Annotated in this window: 20 protein-coding genes; 14 read left to right on the forward strand and 6 right to left on the reverse strand. The window is 69.7% G+C overall.

The window, feature by feature from the left end; translation table 11 throughout:
* Positions 1-2: 2 nt before the first annotated feature.
* On the forward strand, positions 3-1,046 hold the full coding sequence (locus tag GT007_RS08965) for a bile acid:sodium symporter family protein (RefSeq protein WP_236571569.1): 1,044 nt from the start codon (positions 3-5) through the stop codon (positions 1,044-1,046).
* Here GT007_RS08965 and GT007_RS08970 read toward each other — a convergent pair.
* Positions 1,043-2,821: a flavin-containing monooxygenase gene (locus GT007_RS08970; RefSeq protein ID WP_160121263.1), complete on the reverse strand. Its 1,779-nt coding sequence runs from the start codon at positions 2,819-2,821 to the stop codon at positions 1,043-1,045. The genes GT007_RS08965 and GT007_RS08970 overlap by 4 nt on opposite strands.
* 112 nt (positions 2,822-2,933) lie before the next feature.
* Here GT007_RS08970 and GT007_RS08975 point away from each other — a divergent pair, with 112 nt between their 5' ends.
* The 5 genes from GT007_RS08975 to GT007_RS08995 all read left to right on the forward strand — a co-directional run bounded on the left by GT007_RS08975 (position 2,934) and on the right by GT007_RS08995 (position 6,835).
* On the forward strand, positions 2,934-3,587 hold the full coding sequence (locus GT007_RS08975; protein ID WP_236571570.1) for a TetR/AcrR family transcriptional regulator: 654 nt from the start codon (positions 2,934-2,936) through the stop codon (positions 3,585-3,587).
* Between the two features lie 112 nt (positions 3,588-3,699).
* A complete protein-coding gene (locus GT007_RS08980; RefSeq protein WP_160121264.1) occupies positions 3,700-4,740 on the forward strand; it encodes a histone deacetylase family protein in 1,041 nt (346 codons plus the stop codon).
* A complete protein-coding gene (locus GT007_RS08985) occupies positions 4,737-5,651 on the forward strand; it encodes an aminotransferase class IV (RefSeq protein ID WP_160121265.1) in 915 nt (304 codons plus the stop codon). The genes GT007_RS08980 and GT007_RS08985 overlap by 4 nt, the downstream gene beginning before the upstream one ends.
* A 69-nt stretch (positions 5,652-5,720) precedes the next feature.
* Entirely contained in the window at positions 5,721-6,053 is a 333-nt protein-coding gene (locus tag GT007_RS08990; protein WP_160121266.1) for an FKBP-type peptidyl-prolyl cis-trans isomerase, read from the forward strand.
* A 62-nt stretch (positions 6,054-6,115) separates the two neighbouring features.
* Positions 6,116-6,835, forward strand: a complete 720-nt coding sequence (locus GT007_RS08995; RefSeq protein ID WP_160121267.1) for a transporter substrate-binding domain-containing protein — start codon at positions 6,116-6,118, stop codon at positions 6,833-6,835.
* Between the two features lie 252 nt (positions 6,836-7,087).
* Here GT007_RS08995 and GT007_RS09000 read toward each other — a convergent pair whose 3' ends face one another.
* Both GT007_RS09000 and GT007_RS09005 read right to left on the reverse strand, forming a co-directional pair.
* On the reverse strand, positions 7,088-7,666 hold the full coding sequence (locus tag GT007_RS09000; protein ID WP_160121268.1) for a helix-turn-helix domain-containing protein: 579 nt from the start codon (positions 7,664-7,666) through the stop codon (positions 7,088-7,090).
* Complete coding sequence (locus tag GT007_RS09005) at positions 7,659-8,555, reverse strand: heme-dependent oxidative N-demethylase family protein (protein WP_236571571.1); 897 nt, start codon at positions 8,553-8,555, stop codon at positions 7,659-7,661. Before GT007_RS09005 ends, GT007_RS09000 begins: the two co-directional genes overlap by 8 nt.
* Before the next feature lie 399 nt (positions 8,556-8,954).
* Between GT007_RS09005 and GT007_RS23030 the strand changes: the two genes are divergently transcribed.
* The 3 genes from GT007_RS23030 to GT007_RS09015 all read left to right on the forward strand — a co-directional run bounded on the left by GT007_RS23030 (position 8,955) and on the right by GT007_RS09015 (position 11,799).
* Positions 8,955-9,932: an oxidoreductase gene (locus GT007_RS23030; RefSeq protein WP_201451842.1), complete on the forward strand. Its 978-nt coding sequence runs from the start codon at positions 8,955-8,957 to the stop codon at positions 9,930-9,932.
* Positions 9,929-10,909 carry an FAD-dependent oxidoreductase gene (locus tag GT007_RS23035; protein WP_201451843.1) on the forward strand — a complete coding sequence of 327 codons (981 nt, stop codon included), beginning with the start codon at positions 9,929-9,931 and terminating at the stop codon, positions 10,907-10,909. Before GT007_RS23030 ends, GT007_RS23035 begins: the two co-directional genes overlap by 4 nt.
* Before the next feature lie 89 nt (positions 10,910-10,998).
* On the forward strand, positions 10,999-11,799 hold the full coding sequence (locus GT007_RS09015; RefSeq protein WP_160121269.1) for a class II aldolase/adducin family protein: 801 nt from the start codon (positions 10,999-11,001) through the stop codon (positions 11,797-11,799).
* Positions 11,800-11,866: 67 nt separating this feature from the next.
* Here the strand turns inward: GT007_RS09015 and GT007_RS09020 are convergent, their stop codons facing one another.
* The gene (locus GT007_RS09020) at positions 11,867-13,363 is read right to left on the reverse strand and encodes a 4-hydroxyphenylacetate 3-hydroxylase family protein (protein ID WP_160121270.1); all 1,497 of its coding nucleotides are present in this window, start codon (positions 13,361-13,363) and stop codon (positions 11,867-11,869) included.
* Positions 13,364-13,479: 116 nt separating this feature from the next.
* Between GT007_RS09020 and GT007_RS09025 the strand changes: the two genes are divergently transcribed.
* Positions 13,480-14,004 carry a MarR family winged helix-turn-helix transcriptional regulator gene (locus GT007_RS09025; RefSeq protein WP_160121271.1) on the forward strand — a complete coding sequence of 175 codons (525 nt, stop codon included), beginning with the start codon at positions 13,480-13,482 and terminating at the stop codon, positions 14,002-14,004.
* 104 nt (positions 14,005-14,108) lie between these two features.
* On the opposite strand, the gene GT007_RS09030 is transcribed toward GT007_RS09025, so the two are convergent.
* Positions 14,109-14,753: a DUF4286 family protein gene (locus tag GT007_RS09030; RefSeq protein WP_160121272.1), complete on the reverse strand. Its 645-nt coding sequence runs from the start codon at positions 14,751-14,753 to the stop codon at positions 14,109-14,111.
* A gap of 138 nt (positions 14,754-14,891) precedes the next feature.
* On the opposite strand from GT007_RS09030, the gene GT007_RS09035 reads away from it, so the two are divergent.
* Together GT007_RS09035 and GT007_RS09040 are read left to right on the forward strand one after the other, a co-directional pair.
* Positions 14,892-15,464, forward strand: a complete 573-nt coding sequence (locus GT007_RS09035) for an amino acid synthesis family protein (RefSeq protein ID WP_160121273.1) — start codon at positions 14,892-14,894, stop codon at positions 15,462-15,464.
* Position 15,465: 1 nt separating this feature from the next.
* Positions 15,466-16,662, forward strand: coding sequence for an amidohydrolase family protein (locus tag GT007_RS09040; protein ID WP_160121274.1), 1,197 nt, complete (start codon positions 15,466-15,468; stop codon positions 16,660-16,662).
* Between the two features lie 237 nt (positions 16,663-16,899).
* Here GT007_RS09040 and GT007_RS09045 read toward each other — a convergent pair whose 3' ends face one another.
* Positions 16,900-17,562, reverse strand: coding sequence for a GntR family transcriptional regulator (locus GT007_RS09045; RefSeq protein ID WP_160121275.1), 663 nt, complete (start codon positions 17,560-17,562; stop codon positions 16,900-16,902).
* 264 nt (positions 17,563-17,826) lie between these two features.
* Between GT007_RS09045 and GT007_RS09050 the strand changes: the two genes are divergently transcribed.
* Together GT007_RS09050 and GT007_RS09055 are read left to right on the forward strand one after the other, a co-directional pair.
* Positions 17,827-18,795, forward strand: a complete 969-nt coding sequence (locus GT007_RS09050; RefSeq protein ID WP_160121276.1) for a Bug family tripartite tricarboxylate transporter substrate binding protein — start codon at positions 17,827-17,829, stop codon at positions 18,793-18,795.
* 132 nt (positions 18,796-18,927) lie between these two features.
* Complete coding sequence (locus GT007_RS09055; protein ID WP_236571572.1) at positions 18,928-20,403, forward strand: argininosuccinate lyase; 1,476 nt, start codon at positions 18,928-18,930, stop codon at positions 20,401-20,403.

Here is a 20,403-nt window from a genome sequence, read left to right on the forward strand (position 1 = left end):
GTATGACAAGCACGGTTCACAATGGGTTCGCGGGGGCGCAGATGCCCGTCATGCGCCTCCGCCTGCCTATCGATGCCTTCGTCGCCACGCTGCTGGCCACCGTCGCCCTCGCTTCCGTGTTGCCGGCCCGCGGGCTGGGGGCGGAGGTGCTGGAATACGCGACCGGGATCGCCATCGCCTTCCTGTTCTTCCTGTATGGTGCGCGGCTGGCGCCACAGGCGGCCTTGCAGGGGCTGGCGCAGTGGCGCCTGCACCTGACGGTGCTGGGCGTCACCTTCGTGGTGTTTCCCGCCCTGGGGGTGCTGACCGGGCTGCTCCCCAACGCGGTGTTGCCGGAAGGCCTGAAGGCCGGCGTGCTGTTCCTGTGCCTGCTGCCCTCCACCGTGCAATCCTCCATCGCCTTCACCTCCATCGCGCGCGGGCATGTGGCGGCGGCGGTGTGCAGCGCCTCGGCGTCCAACCTGCTGGGCATGGTGGTCACGCCGCTGCTGGTCGCGGCCCTGATGCCGGAGGCCTCGGGCAGCGGCGGGCTGTCCTTCGACGCCCTGCGCGGCATCGCGCTGCAACTGTTCCTACCCTTCGCGGCGGGCCAGGCGCTGCGCCCCTGGATCGGCGGGCTGGTGACGCGCAACAAGGCGCTGCTGGGCCGGATGGACCGGCTGTCCATCCTGCTCGTGGTCTATGCCGCCTTCAGCGAGGGCGTGCGCGAGGGGATCTGGCACCAGCTCTCGCCCGCGCAGCTGGCGGTGCTGGCGCTGTTGTGCTGCGCGCTGCTGGCCGTGGCCCTGGGCATCAGCCTGATGCTGTCGCGCGGGCTGGGCCTGGCGCGGGAGGACGACATCGTGCTGGTCTTTTGCGGGTCCAAGAAAAGCCTGGCCAGCGGCCTGCCCATGGCCAGCGTGCTGTTCGCCAGCAGCCAGGTGGGGCTGGTGGTGCTGCCGCTGATGCTGTTCCACCAGATCCAGCTGATCGTCTGCGCCTGGCTGGCGCGGCGCTACGCCCAGGGCGGCGAAGCCCAGCCCCTGGCGGCGCCGGCCGCTGGTTAACCCGTGAAGACCGGCGTGGGCAGCCCCTCCATCCGCGCCTTCAGCTGCAAGGCCAGGATGCGCGAGTAGAAGCGCGCCTGTTGCAGGTTGCCGCCCTGCAGCCACAGCCCGGGCTGGGCGGTGGGCTTCCACATGTTGCGCAGCTCGCCCGCCCAGGGCCCTGGGTCCTTCCGCGTGCCGGAGCCCAGCCCCCAGACATGCCCGACCCTGGCCGCGACCTCCGGCGAGATCAGCCGGGCGATCCAGCTTTCCATCGGCTCGAACCCAGTGGCGTGCACGATCAGGTCGGCCTTCAGGGTGCTGCCGTCGTTCAGCTCCAGCCCGTCCGGCAGCAGGCGCGCCACCTGCACGCCGCTGCGCAGGGCGATCTCTCCCTGGCAGACCAGCTCGCTGGCGCCGACATCGATGTAGTAGCCCGAGCCGCGCCGGAAATACTTCATGGAATGGCCGGTCTCGTCCTCGCCGAAATCCAGCTGGAAGCCGGCCCGTTCCAGGCGCGCGTAGAAATCGGCGTCATGGGCGCGGATCTCGTCGTAGATGCCCTTCTGGATGCGCTCCACCAGCCGGAACGGGCGCGAGGCGATCATGAAATCCGCCTGTTCCGTGGTGATGCCGGCCGCCAGCGCCGCCTCCGAGAACAGCTTGCCGGAGCTGAACCGCATGACGGATTCGATCCGCACCACGGTGGTGGGGGAGCGCTGCAACATCGTCACCCGCGCCCCGTGTTCCCACAGATCGGCGCAGATATCGTGCGCGGAGTTGTTGGACCCCACGACGACGCAGGTCTTGCCGGCGAAGGCCTCGCCGCCGGTATAGGCGCTGGAGTGCATCTGCCGGCCCAGGAACGCCTCGGCACCCGGCAGCCGCGGCATGGCGGGCGCGCCGGACATGCCGGTGGCGATCACCAGCTGCTTCGGGCGCAGCGTGACCGGCCGGCCTTCCCGCAGCACCTCCACCCGCCATTCGCCCGCCGCCTCGTCGTATTGGGCGGAGCGCGCCTCGGTGGAGCCCCAGATGTTGATCCCCATGATGCTGGCATAGGATTCCAGCCAGTCGCCCATCTGGTCCTTGGACAGGAAGACGGGGAAATGGTCCGGGAAGGGCAGGTCCGGCAGGTGGTTGGCCCAGATCGGGTCGTGCAGGCACAGGGCGCGGTAGCGGCTGCGCCAGGTGTCGCCGGGCCGGGCCAGCTTGTCGATCACCAGCGCCGGCACCCGCAGCCGGTTCAGCCGCGCCGCCAGGGCCAGCCCGCCCTGCCCGCCCCCGATGATCAGGCAATAGGGCTGGATGCTGTCGCCCAGCGCGGCCTCATGGGCCTGCTTCTCCTCCAGCCAGCTGCGGCGGCCGCGCCGGGCGCCGTGCTCCACGCCGCGCGGGCGCCGGGGGCCGGCGGCTTCCTCATGGCCCTTCAGCTCCTGCATCGCGGTCAGCAGGGTCCAGCCCAGGCCATCCTTCAGGCGCAGATGGCCGCGCCCGCGGGCCTGGGCGGTCTCGAAGCGGAACCAGGCTTCCAGCACGCCCGCGTCTTCCCGCGCGGTGCCGGGTTCCAGGGCGAAGGCGACGGCGCCGGTGGGTTCCAGCCGCGCGGCCAGCATGGCGGCGATGGCGGGCGCGCCCTCCAGCGTCTCGATGGTCCAGGTGAAGGCCAGCATGTCGCGCCAGAAGCCGTCCGGCAGGAACAGGGCGGCGGCGCCGGCGGCATCGCGGGCGGCCAGCCGCGCCTGAAGCCGGGCCAGCCATTCGCTGGCCTGAAGTTCCGCCTGAGCCTGTTGCATGAAGGTTTCCCCGGTCGTGATGCGCCTTGCGCCGATCATGCCCAGCCCATGCCTGCCGGGCAATTGCAGGAGTCGATAAAATTCGATAAATTCCCCGCCCCAGGAGACAGCCTTGCGTCAGCCCGCCGCCATCATCGAGGAACCGCACCGCCAGGCGAGGGGCCGCGCGCGGATGGAGAAGATCCTGGATGCCGCCGACCTCGTGATCCGCCGGCAGGCGGGCACGGATGTCAGCCTGCAACAGGTGGCGGAGGAAGCGCGGCTGCCGCCGGCCTCGCTGTATCACTATTTCTCCACCAGCCAGTCCCTGCTGATGGGCCTGGCCCGCCGCTATCTGGCAGGCTTCGAGGCACTGGCCCTGAGCCCCATCCCCCACGACCGGCTGACGCATTGGAGCGACCTCAGCGCCATTCATGCCGAGATGTCCCTGCGCTTCTACCACGAGCATCCGGTGGCCATGCGCCTGTTCCTGGGGCCCGAGACCGGCTGGGAGATCCGCGCCGCCGACCTGAGCGCCAACCGGCGCATCGGCGGCATCTACTACCGCAAGCTGATCCAGCATTTCGTGGTGGCGGAAAGTCCCGCCCTGGAACAGGCGATGGCGGTCTCCGTCACCATCTCGGACGCGGTCTGGGCGCTGTCCTTCGCGCGCGGCGGCCAGGTGGAGCCGGACATGGCCGCCGAGGCGCTGCGGGCGAAGCTGGCCTATCTGCGCCTGTATGTGGGCGAATACGCCGAAAAGCGCGCGCAGCCGCTGGAGGGCTGACCCTTCACGGGAATTCGATGTTTCCCGGCAAATTCCGCTTGCGGCGGCGAAGGCGCGCTGACATCCTCCCGAAAGTCGAATTTATTCGGCTTCACGCGCCGGGACCTCGTTGATGAAGGCCTTCTTCTCACCCCACCATGCCGGGCATCGCCCCAGCGAGACCTTCCGCCATGGCAGGGTGGTGGCGAACCGGGACCTGCCGACGCGGGCGGAGAACATCCTGGCCGCCCTGCGCCAGGACGGGCACACGCTGCTGAACGCCGCCCCGCACGGCATGAAGCCCGTCGCCGCCATCCACACCCCGGAATATCTCGACTTCCTGGAACATGCCTGGGGCGAGTGGCGGAAGATCGAGGGCGCCTCGCAGGATGTGTTCCCCTATATCTTCCCCGTGCGCGGCATGGACCATGGCTACCCGGTCTCGATCGTCGGGCGCGCGGGCTACCACATGCATGATTGCTGGGCCCCGATCGGGGAGCACACCTGGGCGGTGGCGCTCGATTCCGCCAATCTGGCCGTCGAGGCCGCCGAACATGTGCTGAAGGGGGAGCGCGCGGTCTATGCGCTGTGCCGCCCCTCGGGCCATCACGCCTCGGCCGATATGGGCGGGGGCAACTGCTTCCTGAACAACGCCGCCATCGCGGCCCAGCACCTGCGCCAGCGCTTCGGCCGCGTCGCGCTGATCGATGTGGACGTGCATCACGGCAATGGCTCGCAGGCGGTGTTCTACCGGCGGGACGACGTGCTGTTCGCCTCCCTGCACCGCGACCCCATCGACTACCATCCCTATTTCGTGGGCCACGCGCATGAGCGCGGCGAGGGTGCGGGGCTCGGCTTCAACCTGAACCTGCCGCTGCCCAAGGGCACGGGCGACGCCGCCTTCCTGGCCGCGCTGGAGACCGCCTGCGCCCGGATCGCGGCCAGCCAGGCCGAGGCCCTGGTCGTCTCGCTCGGCGTCGATGCGCATGAGGCCGACCCGACCGAGGGCCTGTCCATCACCTTCGACGGGTTCCGGCGCATCGGCGCGCGGCTGGCCGCGCTGAACCTGCCGACCGTGCTGGTGCAGGAAGGCGGCTACAACATGGACACCATCGCGCGCTGCGTCGCGGGCGCGGTGGCGGGCTTCGAGGGACGGGAGACGACGGCGGCATGAACGCGATCGACGAATTGGCCGCCGTGCAGGGCGTGGCCTATATGGATGGGCGCTACATGCCCCTCGCCGAGGCCTCCATCCCCATCCTGGACCGGGGCTTCCTGCGCTCCGACATCACCTATGACGCGCTGCATGTCTGGAAGGGGCGGATCTTCCGCCTGGCCGACCATATCGCGCGCTTCCGCGCCTCCATGGCCGGGCTGCGGATGTCCCTGCCGCACACGGACGGGGAACTGGCCGAGGTGCTGATGGAATGCGTCCGCCGCACCGGCTACCGGGATGCCTTCATCATGGTGATGTGCTCACGCGGGGTGCAGCCGCCGGGCACGCGCGACCCCCGCCTGTGCCGCAACCGGCTCTATGCCTATGTGCAGCCCTTCCTGTGGATCGCGAACGAGGAACAGCGGCGCGACGGCCTGCGCATGGTCCTGGCCAAGACCCAGCGCATCCCGCCCGAATCCCTCGACCAGCGGATCAAGAACTTCCACTGGCTGGACCTGACCATGAGCCTGTTCGAGGCCTACGACCGCGACGCCACCGTGACGGTGCTGCCGCTGGCCGACGGCACCGTGACCGAGGGGCCGGGCTTCAATATCTTCATCGTCAAGGACGGGGCGCTGGCCACGCCCGACCGCGGCATGTTCGAAGGCATCACCCGCCGCACCGTGACCGAGATCGCGGCCGACCTGCAATTGCGCTGCGAGGTGCGGCCCGTCCGCGCCGAGGAAGTGGCCGAGGCCGACGAGATCTTCACCAGCACCACCGCCGGCGGCATCACCCCGGTCACCTGGTACGAGGGCCGGAAGCTGGGCGACGGCCGGCCCGGCCCCATCACCACCCGCATCCTCGACCTGTACTGGAAGCGCCATGAGGATGACGCGCTGAACACGCCCGTCCGCTACGACGACTGAACCGGGCGGGCGCGGTTGCGTATTTCGCAAACCGCGCCAATTTGGGGCGATCCTATCGAGAGAACCCTGATGACTGACATCAAGATCGGCACCGGCGAGACCGCCACCGCCGGCCGCTATGTGGCCGTCCACTACACCGGCTGGCTGTTCGACGAGGCGGCGCCCGAGAACAAGGGCCGCAAATTCGACAGCTCCCGCGACCGGGGCGACCCGTTCCGCTTCCCGCTGGGCGCCGGGCATGTGATCCAGGGCTGGGACCAGGGCGTGGTCGGCATGCAGGTGGGCGGGCAGCGCCGCCTCGTGATCCCGCCCGAGCTGGGCTATGGCGCGCGCGGCGCCGGCGGCGTGATCCCGCCCAACGCCACGCTGGTCTTCGACGTGGAACTGCTCGAAGTCGGCTGATACCGGGGGGGCGGCGCGTGCCGCCCCTTTTCGCCCTGGTGCCAAGGCCCCAGGATGCGCGCATGAACCCAGACATCCTCTCCCAGCTCGCGCCGGGCGGCGTGTTGCGCGCGGCCATCAACCTCAGCAATTTCCTGCTGGTCACCGGGCGGGGCCCGGCGGGCGAGCCCCAGGGTGTCTCCCCGGACATGGCAGCCTTCATCGCCGGGCGGCTGGGCGTGCCGGTGCAGTACGTGCCCTATCCCCGCCCCGGCGCCCTGGCCGATGACGTGGGCACCGGCGCCTGGGATATCGGGCTGATCGGCGCCGAACCGCAGCGCGCCGAGCGCATCGCCTTCACCGACGCCTATTGCGAGATCGAGGCGACCTATCTGGTCCCGCCCCATTCCCCCATCACCCGGCTGGAGGAGGTGGACCAGCCCGGCCACCGCATCGCCGTCACGGCGCGCGCCGCCTATGACCTGTGGCTGGAACGCAACATCCGCCACGCCCAGCTGCTGCACAGCGACAGCATCCCCGGCGCCTTCGAACTGTTCCGCGACCAGAAGCTGGAAGTCCTCGCCGGGCTGCGCCCCCGGCTGATCGAGGATGCCGCGGCCCTGCCCGGCGCGCGCATCCTGGAAGGGCGCTTCACCGCCGTGCAACAGGCCATCGGCACCGCGCGCGCCAACACGGCCGGCGCCGCCTTCCTGCAAGCCTGCGTGGAGGAAGCCAAGGCCAGCGGGCTGGTGGCCGCGCTGATCGGGAAGCATAGGGTGAAAGGGTTGTCGGTCGCGGGGTGAGGGGGCGCTCAGGGGCTTTGCCCCCGAACCCCCAGTCAGGGGCTCTGCCCCTGACCACCCCGCCAAAGGCCGAAAGGCCCTTGGAACCCAGGAGTTTGGCGCCTTACCTTCGCAGGCGGGGCGCCTTTTCCATTATAAAAATCAATGGGAAACACCTTCCCAGGATCAGCGCCAAACTGATCTAGGTCCAGGACCGTGCTCGGTCCTGGCGGGGGTGTCGGGGGCGGAGCCCCTGACTGGCGGCCCCCCCCCTCAGTAATGCGGCGGCGTGATCACCCACACCACCCGGGTGGGCACTTCGCCCGGGTTGGCGCAGCGGTGCCGCTCCGTGCTGCGGAAGGAGAAGCTGTCCCCCGCCTCCAGCCGGAAGCGCCTCTCCCCCACCCACAGGTCGAGCGTGCCCTCGATCACCAGCCCGGCTTCCGCGCCTTCATGGCTGTAGAAATCGCTGTCGGCCCCGGGTTCGATGGTGCTCAGCAGCATTTCCAGCGGGCCGGCCAGGTTGGGGGAGAGCAATTCCTCCTGGATGCCGAGCCCGGTGAAGGTCATGCGCCGGCGGCCGTTGGCACGCACGATGAACTCCACCTCCTCGGGCGGGCGTTCGGGCTGGGGCTGGAAGAACCAGTTGATATGCACCCCCAGCACGTCGCTGATCGCCTTCAGCGTGCCGATGCTGAGGCGCGAGCGGTCGCGCTCGATCTGGCTGAGATGCCCGATCGACACCCCCAGCCGCGCCGCCATCTCGGCCAGCGTCAGGCCCTTGATCTTGCGCAGTTCGCGGATCTGGCGGCCGATCAGCAGGGGCTCGGCGGGGGGTGTGTCGTCAGGCATGGCGTTCCAGATGGGCGAGCAGCGCCTCGCGGAAGGGAAGCATGCTCTTGTAGCGTTCCATCTCCGGCGGCAAGGCGCGCACGGCGTCCAGCAGCCGCGCGCCCTCTCCCGGCGCGGCGATGACGGTGGCCAGCGGCGTGACATGCACGCGGATGCCGAAGGCGATGGCCCCCGTGCGCGGCAGGCGGCGGAAGGTCTGGCGCTCCACCCGCATCACCAGCGTCTCGCCGGCGTTTTCCGCCGTGACCACGGTGGCGAAGTCGTTCACCCCATGCCCCGTGGGCTGGAACAGGGTGGGGTCGTCCATGATCGACCAGTTCAGCCGCTGCGCGATGCGCCCCTGTTTCAGCGTGGACAGGAAGCGGTCCACCGGGCGTTCCAGCTTGTCCCTGTACAGCGGCACCGGGGTGTGGATGGCGCCCAGCGGCCGGCCCATCTTGCTCGACAGCCGCCAGCGGCTGGGAAAGCACAGCACCGCCGCCACCAGCGTCAGTGTGCCGTCGCCCTCGTCGCGCAGCAGGCAGACATCCTCCTGCACCAGCCGCCCCACCAGGTCGAGCGGCGGGGCATCCAGGGGCAGCGCCTCCCCCAGCAGATGGTTGCGCAGGGTGTTCCCCGCACGGGAAAACCAGGCGGGATGATGCTGGCACAGATGCTCGGCCAGCGTGTCCAGCAGCTCCGCCTGCATGGGCTCGGAACCGGGGACGGCCTCCACCACCTCCGGCGCATGGTCGCGCAGCAGGCGCCGGCGCTCGGCCATATGGGCCGGGTAGTGGCGGTCGAACTCGATCCAGTCCGGCTCCGCCACCGAGGTCAGGCCCAGCTGCATGCGGAAGGCGCCGGCCTCGTAGGGGCGGTGGATGGTGGGCTCGGGCAGGGCGAGGGTCACGGCGGCGGTCCGGCTGTGGTGCGGTCTGGTTAGCGGGAGGCGGGGTGGGGCTCAAGGCAATTTCATGTTTGAGAAAAAATCTTTGGAATTTTCATGGACGGACTGGAGGCTTCGCCCCCAGACCCCCACCAGAGGGCGCCGCCCTCTGGACACCCGGCAGGAGCCGAATGGCCCCTGCACCCCAACCGTTTGGTGCCTTACCTTGGCAGATTTGACCCAATTTTCATTATAAAAAACAATGGGAAAAACCTCTCCAGGACCAGCACCAAACTCCTGGGGTCCAGGGGCCTTTCGGCTCCTGGCAGGGAGGGTCCGGGAGGGGCGGCGCCCCTCCTGGTCTACCCTTCACTTCCGTGAAAAATATCCCTATCTTTTCACCGCCTTCCTGAGGAACATGCGATGCCCCCTCGCCTCGACCGCTTGTTCTCTCCGCTGCGCATCCGCGACCTGCAGATCCGCAACCGCATCCTCTCCACCGGGCATCAGACGTTCCTGGCCCAGGGCGGCGTCCCGGGTGAGGACATGATCGCCTATCACGCCGCCCGGGCGCGCGGCGGGGCGGGGCTGATCATCGTGGAATCGGCGCGCTTCCATGCCTCCTCCTTCACGGATTCGCCCGAGCTGATCCTGACCAGCGACGACGCCATCCCCGGCTATCGTGCCTTGGCCCGGACGGTGCACGGGCATGGCGCGAGGATCTTCGGCCAGCTCTCCCACTCCGGCCGGGTCAGCCGCCGCATCCGGGGCGGGCTACGGGATATCGCCTTCGCGCCCTCGGCCGTGCCGGACCATCGCTTCCACACCATGCCACGCGAAATGCCGACGGAGATGGTGGAGGAGCTGGTCGCGGCCTGCGGCACCGCGGCGGGCCGCATGGCCGAGGCCGGGCTGGATGGGGTGGAGCTGGTGGCCAGCCATGCCCTGCTCTTCGCGCAGTTCCTGAACCCGCGCACCAATCTGCGCACGGACCGCTATGGCGGCTCGGCGGAAAACCGCTTGCGCTTCCTGGTGGAATGCCTGGGGGCCGCGCGGGCCGCGATCGGCACACGCATCCTGGGCATACGCATCTCGGCCGAGGAGCTGGAGCCGGAGGGCCTGCTCCCGGCCGAGGTCATCGCCGCCTGCACCTCGCTGGCGGAGATGGGGACGCTCGACTACCTGAACGTCACGGTGGGCTCCATGGCGGGGCATGGCGGGTCGATCCATGTGGTGCCGCCCATGGGCATTCCCCCGGCCTATGTGGCGCCGCAGGCGGGCGCGCTGCGCGCCGCGACCGGGCTGCCGGTCTTCGTCGCCGGGCGCATCAACCAGCCCCAGATCGCGGAGGCCGTGCTGCGCGCCGGCCAGGCCGACATGTGCGGCATGCGCGGGCCATGATCTCCGACCCCGAGATGCCCAACAAGGCGCGGGAGGGGCGCTTCGACGACATCCGCGCCTGCATCGCCTGCAACCAGGCCTGCATCGGGCATTTCCACGCGGGCTACGGCATTTCCTGCATCCAGAACCCGCTGACGGGGCGGGAGGCGAAGCTGCCGCCGCCTGCCCGCGGGCCCAGCCGCACCATCCTGGTGGCGGGCGGCGGGCCGGCCGGCATGAAGGCGGCGGTGACGGCGGCCGGGCGCGGCCATCGCGTGATCTTGTGCGAAGCCGGGCCGCGCCTGGGCGGCCAGGCCCTGCTGGCGCAGCTGCTGCCGGAGCGCGCGGAATTCGGCGGGCTGATCACCAATCTGGAACGCGAGATCGCGCAGGCCGGGGTGCAGGTGCGGCTGAACACCCGGGTGGACCGCGCCTTGGTGGAGGCCCTGGCACCGGATGCCGTGATCGTCGCCACCGGCGCCACCCCCTATGAACCCCCGGTCGAGGGTCGGGAGGACGGCCATGTGACCGGCGCCTGGGCGGTGCTGCAAGGCAGCGCCAACACCGGCGCCCGGGTGCTGGTGGCCGATTGGCGGGCCGACTGGGTGGGAATGGGTGTCGCCGAAAAACTGGTGCTGGACGGGCACAGCGTGACCCTGGCGGTGGACGCGCCACATGCCGGCTTCAACCTGCAGATGTATCTGCGCAGCCACTGGATCGCGCGGCTGCACCGGCTGGGGGTGGAGATCGTGCCCGATGCCCGGCTGTATGGCGTGGACGGCACCACCGCCTACCTCATGCACAATGTCTCGGGCGAGGCGATGCCGCGCGAGGGGGTGGACACGGTGGTGCTGGCCACCGGCCATGCCTCCGAGACCGGGCTGGAACAGGCGCTGGCGGGCATCGGCGTGCCTGTTCTGCTGGCAGGTGACTGCCTGTCGCCCCGCAGTGCCGAAGAAGCGGTCCATGAGGGCTTCCTGGCGGGCCGGCAGGTGTAAAGGACACCCAGCCTGCCCCTTGTTTACCGCTGCGTTACGCCGCAGTCTGCCGCCACACCGCCTTGCCGCGCGAGAGACAGGAGAAGATCATGAACATTGCCGTGACATCGGGGAGCAAGGGCCAGGTGCCCGCCGGCATCTCCGCCGAGGAATGGGAAGTCCGCTGCGACCTGGCCGCGCTGTACCGCCTGGTCGCGCATCATCGCATGACGGACCTGATCTACACCCACCTGTCCGCCCGCCTGCCGGGGCCCGAGCATCACTTCCTGATCAACCGCTACGGCGTGCTGTTCCATGAGATGCGCGCGAGCGACCTGGTGAAGGTGGACCTGCACGGCAACGTGCTGGAAGACGGCGCCGGCGATGCCATGTCCTCCCGCAAGGTGAACGCGGCCGGCTTCACCATCCACTCCGCCATCCACATGGCGCGTGAGGACCTGATGTGCGTGGTGCACACCCACACCTCCGCCGGCATCGCGGTGTCCGCGCAGAAGCACGGGCTGCTGCCCATCAGCCAGCATGCGCTGCGCTTCTACGGCCACCTGGCCTATCACGGCTATGAGGGCATCGCGCTGGACCTGGATGAGCGCGAGCGCCTGATCGCCGACCTCGGCCCCAGCCACAAGGCGATGATCCTGGTGAACCACGGCCTGCTGGTCGGCGGCCGCACCATCCCCGAGGCCTGGTCGCAGATCTACTATCTGGAGCGCGCCTGCCAGGCGCAGGTGGCGGCGCTGGCCGGCGGCGCCGAGCTGATCCTGCCGCCCGAGGAAGTGCGCCTGAAGACCGCGGCGCAGTTCAACGGCCCGCGCACGCTAGAAAGCTCCCAGTTCGCCTGGGATTCCTCGCTGGCGCTGATCGAGGGCCAGGGCACCGACTGGCGCTCCTGAGCGCCTCTCGCGAACGGCTGATGCGGGCGCTTCACCGGCCACGGTGAGGCGCCCTTTTTCGTGGCGGTCAGCCCAGCGCCAGCGCGCTGTCCACCAGCCCCGTCGCGCGCCGGAAGTCGTAGTTCCGGTACATGTTCTGCTTCACCAGATGCGACGCCCCGCCATAGAACTTCTCGTATTGCTGGTGCCGGTTGCCGAAATCGCTACCGATGAAATCCCAGGCCAGCCGCATCAGCGCGATGCGATCCCGCGCGCCGCTGACGCCGGAGCGCATGTAGCGCTCCATATCCGCCGCCGTCTCCGGGCTATCCAGATCCTTCACCGAGGATGGCAGGGAGATCATCGCCGCCCCCGTCATCTCGCGCATGATGTCGATCATGCGCGGGTTCATCTCCGATTGCAGGGCCATCACGGCATACAGCGAGGCGCGGCAGGGCCAGACCACCCCGTTCGCGTCGATGGTGGCGCGGGTTTCCTGGGCCTCCAGCATCGTCTCCACCGTCTGGGCCAGGGCGGCGAGCTCGCCCATCTGCACCTGCACGGGGGGCACGGCATCATTGCCCGTCGCCTCGTTCATGCGCTTGGCCAGGCCCATCATGAAGCGCAGCTTGGTCACGTAGCGCGCCTGGGCCTGGAGATTGCCATAGGCATGGGCGGGGGTCTTCCACCACTGGTCGCGGCAGACCTCCAGGTTGCGGTGGATGAAGACGTGTTCCCAGGGGATGAACACCTCGTCCAGCACCACGAAGCAGTCGCTCTCGTCGAAGCGGCTGGTCAGGGGGTTGTCGAAGGCATTGTCCACCTGCAACGCGAAGGGGCGGCGCGGATACAGGCGCAGGCCCGGCGCGTTCATCCGCATCGCCACGCCGATCGCGTAGTTCTCGTCGCCCGGTTGCAGCGGGTGGATGCAGGACAGGTACAGCCAGTCGGAGAACACCCCCGCCGTGGCCAGCTGCTGCGCGCCGGAGACGATGATGCCGCCCTCCACCTCCCGCACCACGCCGGCGTGCAGGGTGGGGTCGCTCTGCCGGTGGGCGGGCTTGGAGCGGTCGATCTGCGGCGGCACGATCGCGTAGGTGACCCATTGGTGGTTGTCGCGCAGATATTCGTAGAAGCGCACCACATTGCCGGCGAAGCGCTCGCCGCCGGCCGCGAACACCTCCGGCACCGCCGCGTAACCGCAGAAAAAGCCCGCCACATGGTCGGGCGTGCGGCCGATCAGGCCATAGCTGACCTCGGACCAGGTCTCGCTGGCCAGGCGCTTGGCGCGCAGATCGGCATGGCTGCGCGGGATCTGATAGGCGCGCAGGATGGGGCGGCCGGTCTCGGGGCAGGGATAGGTCATGCGCTCGCGCATCGCGGGGTCCGCGGCGATGTCGAACAGGCGGGCGGCGGATTGGGCGGCACCGGCGAAGGCCGGGTGGGTGGCGACATTGGCCACGCGCTGCCCGTCCACCATCACCACCCGCCCATCATCCAGCGAGGCCAGGAACTCCGCCCCCGTGCGCAGCGGGCGCGGCCCCCCGGTGGTGGTGGCGGGCGGGGCTTCGGTCAGCACGGTCATGGCCTGGTTCTCCGGTGGTGCCGGAACGCCCGGCCGATTTAGCTACGATATGTAGGTATCGGCGCGGCTGTCAAAGCCTTTTATGCTGCGCCCGGCGAATCACGGGGTGGATGGGTATGGCGAAGCAACAGAAGGCCTATGTGCCGCCGCTGACGGTCTCCCACCCCGCGCTGCTGCTGGAGGGGCGGGACATGCGGTTCCGCGACACGCTCTATTTGCTGGTGCTGGTGCTGGGGCAGCTGCTGGATTGCCGGGAGGCCTTCGGCAAACGCGCGGGGCTCACCGGTTCCCAGTTCGCGGTGCTGTTCGGCGTGGCCTACAGCCAGGGCGAGGCGGGCGTGACCATCCGCGCCCTGGCCCATCACGTGCACATGGCCGACACGCATGTGACGACGGAGGTCGGCCGCATGGCCCGGCGCGGCCTGCTGGAGAAACGCCCGAACGCCGCCGATGGGCGTTCCGTGCTCGTCACCCTCTCCGGCGCCGGGCGGGCGCTGGTGGAGGAGCTGGCGCCTTATATCCGCTCGGTGAACGACAGCCTGTTCGAAGGCATCGGCGCCGAGGATCTGGAGCGGATGCGCGCCATCCTCGGCCGGCTGGCGGGCAACAACGCGGCCGTGCAGGCCGCGCTAAAGGGCTAGATCATCATCCGATCAGATGAAATCGTCTGATCGGATAAAGATGATCGTGAAAACATATACCTGGAGCGGTTGCCGTGAGCCGCTGCGAACGGAAACCGCTCTAGCTACGCCACCAGCCCGGTCTGCCGCGCGCCGTGGCGGGCGAACACCTTGTAGCTGCCCTTGAACCAGGGCTCGGCGGCCAGCTTCGCGCGCCAGGGGGTGGCCCGCGCCTTCTCCCGCGCCGGGGAGGACATGGCGTCCATGCTGCCCAGGTAATGCAGTGCCAGGCGGTTGAAGGGCACCGGCTCCCCATCCGTGATGGCGAAGCGGCGGACCATCAGCCAGTCCGGGCTTTCCATCAGCAGGGGCACGTGGTCCTGCTCATACCAGGCGTCGAATTCGGCCAGCCGGTCCTCCGGCACCTGGAAGAACACGGCGTAGAGCAACGCCGCATCCAGCGCCGCCCCGCCCTGCTCGGGCTTGCGCTGCACCGACATCTCCCGCGCCAGATAGCGGGTGAAGCCCGAGACGTTCCTCAGCATGTCCCGCGTGCGTTCGCTCGGCTGGTTCTTCACCACGCCATAGGCCGCGGAGCGCAGGGCCGAGAGGTCCGTCATCTCATACACCGCCAGGAAGCCCTGGGGCTCGCCCTCGGTCGCGGCATAGCGCTGGCCGCTGAGGAAGCCCGGCACCGCCATGCGCAGCGGGATGTGCTCCTCATCGTACCAGGCGTGGAACGCGTCCTCGCGCCCCGAGGGCGGCGTCATTTCCGAAAACAGAATGCCTGTGCCCTGCATGGGGACCTCTCGCGCTGCGTGGGTGGGCGTCCGAGTTGCCCGGCTTTTTGTCTGATGATAATACAAAGAGACCTCAGGCGCGCAACTCCACCGAACGAAGGAAGCCCCATGCAGATCGAGATCCGCCGCTGGATGACCACCGTGGAAAACCGGCTGGCCGGCCCGGGCGAGGCCCCGCTGCGCAAGGTCGCGGCCATCGCCATCGTGGCCAACCCCTATGCCGGGAAGTTCGTCGAGGACCTGTCCCCCATCATCGCCGCCAGCGCCGTGGTGGGCGAAGTGCTGGCGAAGCTGGCCGTGGAGGCCATGGGCGGCCTGCCCGTCGAATCCTACGGCAAGGGCGGCGTGGTGGGCCTGGCGGGTGAGCAGGAACACGCCAACGCCATGCTGACCACCACCTTCGCCGAGCCCCTGCGGGTGGCCGTCGGCGGCGCCCAAGCCTGGATCCCGTCCTTCACCAAGCTCGCCGCCCCCGGCGCGCTGATCGACGTGCCGCTGGCGCACAAGGACGCGCTCTATGTCCGCTCCCACTACGATGGCGTCAGCGTGACCCTGCCCCCCGACAGCCCGGCCCCCGATGAGGTCGCCCTGATCGTCGTGCTGGCCAATCGCGGCCGCATCGGGGCGCGCGTCGGCGGGCTGAAGGCCAGCGAGATCGGCGGCAAGGACGGGCTGCGCTGAGATGCGCACGGCCATCGTCAACCTGGGCGGCATCCTGACCGGGGACATCGCCGCCCCCACCGCCCCCGGCGACGCCATCCTGCTGGAGGATGGGCTGATCACCGCCCTGGGCAGCCTGACCGCCGCCCAGATCGAGGGTGCCGACGTGGTGGTGGACGCCGCCGGCACGCTGGCCATGCCCGGGCTGATCGACAGCCACGTCCACATCACCTTCGGCGACTACACCCCCCGCCAGCGCACCGTGGGCTTCCTGGAAAGCTACCTGCATGGCGGCGTCACCAGCGCCATCACCGCCTCCGAGGTGCATGTGCCCGGCCGCCCGAAGGACCCCGCCGGGGTGAAGGCCCTGGCCCTGGCCGCGCGCGCCTGCTTCCTGAACTACCGCCCCGGCGGCATGCGGGTGCATGCGGGCTCCATCATCCTGGAACCCGGCCTGACCGAGGCCGATATCGCCGAGCTCGCGGCCGCCGGGCTGTGGCTGGCCAAGGCCGGCTTCGGCGCCTTCGACACCCCCTTCGGCTATGCCGAGCCCATGGCATGGGCCCGCAAGCACGGCATGGTCACCACCATGCACACGGGCGGCTCCTCCATCCCCGGCTCCTCCGGCATCTGGGCGGAGCATGTGCTGGCGGCCAACGCCCATGTCTCCTTCCACGTCAACGGCGGCCCCGTCGCGATGCCCGAGCCCGGCTTCGCGCGGCTGGTGAACGAAAGCGACGTGGCGATGCAGATCTGCACCGCCGGCAACCTGCGCACCGCGCTCAAGACCATGAAACTGCTGGAAGAAGCCGGCCAGCCCGAGCGCCTGCTGATCGCGACCGACACCCCCACCGGCAGCGGCATCATGCCGCTGGGCATGCTCTACACCATCAGCCACCTGGCCAGCCTGGGCGGCATGGACCCTGCGCGCGCCATCGCGGCCGCCACCGGCAACAACGCCCGCACCTACCGCCTCAACAGCGGCTTCCTGGCCGTGGGCCGCGACGCCGACGTGGTGCTGATCGACGCCTGCGCGGGCGGAGCGTGCGAGGACGCACTCTCCGCCCTCAGCAACGGCGACGTGCCCGCCGTGGCGGCGGTGTTCACCGACGCCGTGCCGCGCTTCGTGGGGCGCAGCCGGAATACGCCGGCGGCGATCCGCACCGTGCGCGTGGCGCAGTGCAGGCTGCCGATGGATTTTTCGGGGGGCGCGCATTGAGGGCTCCGCCCTCAAACTCCCGTTGAGGGGGAAATGGCTTTCCCCCTCAAGCTCCCCCATTACTTTCCGAGAGTTTGGGGACGGCTCGAAACCTGCGAAGATTTCTCTGATAAATTTATATAATAATATCAATTATATAAAATGGTCGCTGTCCCCAAACTCCTCGCAGGGGCCTGGGGAGATCTTATCTCCCCAGCGGATGGGGTCTGGGGAAGGCGGCGCCTTCCCCAGCCTGCCTCACCCCTCATCCAGCACAGCCGCCCTGGCTTCATCCACATGCCGTGCCGCCGCTTCCACGGCTTTTTCCACATCCCCGACTTCGATCGCCGCGCACAGGGCTTCCATTTCCACCAGGCTTTTCGGCGCCCGTCCGGGGCGGGACATTGAAGCGCGGCGCAGGGCGCCGATGCGGGCCTGCAGCCGGGCGCCGACCGCGCGGATTTCGCCGTTGCCGCTGCCGCGGAACAGGGTTTCGTAGAATTCGGCCATGGTTTCGACCATGGCGCTCAGCCGGCCTGCCGTGACGGCCGCGCGGAAGGCGTCGATCTGGGTGCGCAGCTGGCGGATCTCGGCGCGGGGGGCGCGCTCCATGAACAGCCGCACGGCGGTGGGTTCCAGCATGCGGCGGAATTCGTAGATGTCCTTCGCCTCGGTGGGGGTAATGGCGGTGACGACCGGGCCGCGGCGGGGTTCCACGCGGATCAGCTGTTCGGATTCCAGCTGGCGCAGCACTTCGCGCACGGAGGTGCGGCTGATGGCCATGCGCTCGCACAGCTCGCGCTCGATCAGCCGGTCGCCGGGGCCATAGACGCCCTCGACAATGGCCGCGCGCAGGCGGCGCAGCGCCTCGTCCCGCACCAGGTTCGGCCCCTCTGAGACACGGAGGTCGAGCTTGTTCATCCGATATCATCCCCGATGGCGGCCCTGACCGGGGCCGCGTGAGCGAATCTGCCAGGCAAAGTGGCATGCCCGCCTGCCCGATAAGCACGGTTGGGGCGCGGGTGCCACCGCTGCCTGGAATGCGGCCCTGGTTTTGTTGACAGGGGCGGGGGGCGCTGTCCAGATTGTCTTCTTGTATGACAGTCCGACCAGACATCCTCCGCGACGCGGGGTTGGACCGCCCCTGAACCGCCCACGAACCGCAGCCCTTCGGAGATGCCGGAAATGCAGCCGTCCCGCCGCCAGAGCCTCGCCCTGTTGGCCGCCCCCCTGTTGGCCAGCCCCGCCGCCGCCCAGGGCTTCCCCGCCCGCCCCGTCACCATCGTGGTGCCGCTGGGCCCCGGCAGCGCCTCGGACATCATGGCCCGCGCCCTGGGCGCCGCCTTGCAGGAGGCCTGGGGCCACCCCGTGGTGGTGGACAACCGCCCGGGCGCCAGCGGCACGCTGGGCGCGGCGCAGGTGGCGCGCGCGGCCCCCGATGGCTACACGCTGCTGCTCGCCCCGCCGCCCTCCTACATCACGCCCATGTTCATGCCGAACGCGGGCTATGACCCGGCGCGCGACCTGAAGCCGGTCTCGCTGGTCGCCTACTACCCGCTGGTGATGACGGTGAACCCCTCCGTCCCCGCCACCACCCTGCGGGAGTTCATCGCCTGGGCGAAGGCCAATCCCGGCGCCACCTACGGCTCGCCCGGCCCCGGCTCGCCGCTGCATCTGATGGCGGCCCTGCTGGCCAAGCAGGAGGGGCTGGAGATCGTCCAGGTCTCCTACCGCACCCCGGCCCAGGGCATGACGGATGTGATGGCCGGGCTGCTGCGCTTCTATCCCGGCCCGACGCTGGAGGTGCTGCCCAATGTGCAGGCCGGCCGGCTGCGCGCCCTGGCCGTGATGGACCCGCACCGTTCCGCCGCCCTGCCCGATGTGCCCACGGCGGCCGAGCAGGGTTTCCCGGCGCTCTCGGCCTCCATCTGGTCCATGCTGATGGCCCCGGCGGCCACCCCCGCCCCCGTGCTGGCCAGCATCGCCCAGGCCGCGACCGCCGCCGCCCGCGCCCCCGCCTTCCGGGAGCGCCTGACGCAGCAGGGCGCGGAGGTGGTGGGCCTCGGCATGGCCGAGAGCGCGGCCTTCCTGCAGGCCGAGGACGCACGCTGGCGCCCGCTGGTGCGGGAGCTGGGGATCACCATCGCCGACTGACGCACCCGCTTACCCCGCGGCGGCGGGCGCGATAGCCTGCCGGGCGGGAAGGCCGGCCAGCGGCACCTCCCCCAGAAACGACCGTCGGAGGAAGCCATGCCGAAATTCTGGCCCTGCCTGGGAGCGCTGCTCATGTCCGCCATCACCCTGCCCGGTCTGTCCCAGACCGCGCCTGTCCGCGACGACTTCTTCTGGCTGGGAGAGATCAACAAGGCCAGCGCCGTGATCAACACCGAGGAAGGGCTGCTGGACCGCGCGATCGCGCCGCGCATCGCCGCCGGCCTGCAATCGGTGCTGCGGGCCGCGGCCCAACCCGGCGCCGCCCGCCCCAACCTGGTCATCACCTTCGAGCCGCTGCTGATCCAGGCCGCGGGGGTGGAGGCGACCCTGCTGCATGCCGGGCGTTCCAGCCAGGACATGCTGGCCACCGTCCGCGCCGCGATGATGCGCGACGAGTTGCTGGGCCTGGCCAGCGCGCTGCGGCGGGTAAACGGCACGCTGGTGCGGCTGGCCGGGCAGCATGCGGGCACCATCGTGCCGAACTATACCAACGGCGTGGCGGCCCAGCCCAACAGCTATGGCCATTACCTGCTGGGCCATGTCGCGGGCTTCGCGCGCGATGCGGAGCGCCTGCACCAGGCCTTCGCGCGGCTGGACCGCTCGCCCATGGGCACCACCGTGCTGAATGGCACCAGCTGGCCGCTGAACCGGGAGCGCATGGCCCATTACCTCGGCTTCCCCGCCACGGTGGACAATGCCTATGACGCCGCCCAGATCCTGGCCGCCGAGATGCCGGTGGAGATCGGCGCCGTGGTCAACAGCATGGCGGTGCATGTGGGCGGCTTCATCGAGGATGTGATGACGCAATACGCCCAGCCCCGCCCCTGGATCCTGCTGCGGGAGGGCAACGGCAACACCTATGTCTCCAGCGCCATGCCGCAGAAGCGCAACCCGGGCCTGCTGAACGACACCCGCGCCCAGGCCTCCCGCGTGATCGCGCTGGGGGTGGGGCGGCTGATCATGCAGCACAACATCACCCCGGGCATGAGCGACACCAAGGGCACGCGCGACAACATGGCCGTGATCGGCGGCGCGGTGCGCATGCTGGAGGCGTTCGACCGCGTGCTGAACGCCCTGGTCATCAACCCCGAACGCGCGCTGGAGGAGCTGAACCTGGACTGGACCGCCAGCCAGGAGGTGGCGGACGTGCTGATGCGCGAACACCGCCTGCCCTTCCGCGTCGGCCACCATTTCGCGTCGGAGATCGTGACCTACGCCCGCGACCACGACATCCGCCCCAGCGACTTCCCCTATGCCGAGGCCCAGCGCATCTACACCGAGACGCTGCGCCACGAGATGCAGCAGGAGAACGGCGTGCTGCCGCTGAGCGAGGCGGAGTTCCGCGCGGCGCTGGACCCCGTGGCGATCGTGCGCGCCCGGGCCACCGCGGGCGGCCCGCAACCGGCGGAGATGACGCGCATGCTGGCCGCCGCCGAGCGGGAGCTGGCGGCCCAGGAAGGCTGGGTGCGGGAAGGCCGGGCGCGCATCGACGGCGCGCTGGCCGCGCTGGACGCCGATTTCCAGCGGCTGCTGGAGGCGGGGCGATAG

The sequence above is a fragment of the Rhodovarius lipocyclicus genome, from assembly GCF_009900765.1.
GTDB lineage: Bacteria > Pseudomonadota > Alphaproteobacteria > Acetobacterales > Acetobacteraceae > Rhodovarius > Rhodovarius lipocyclicus.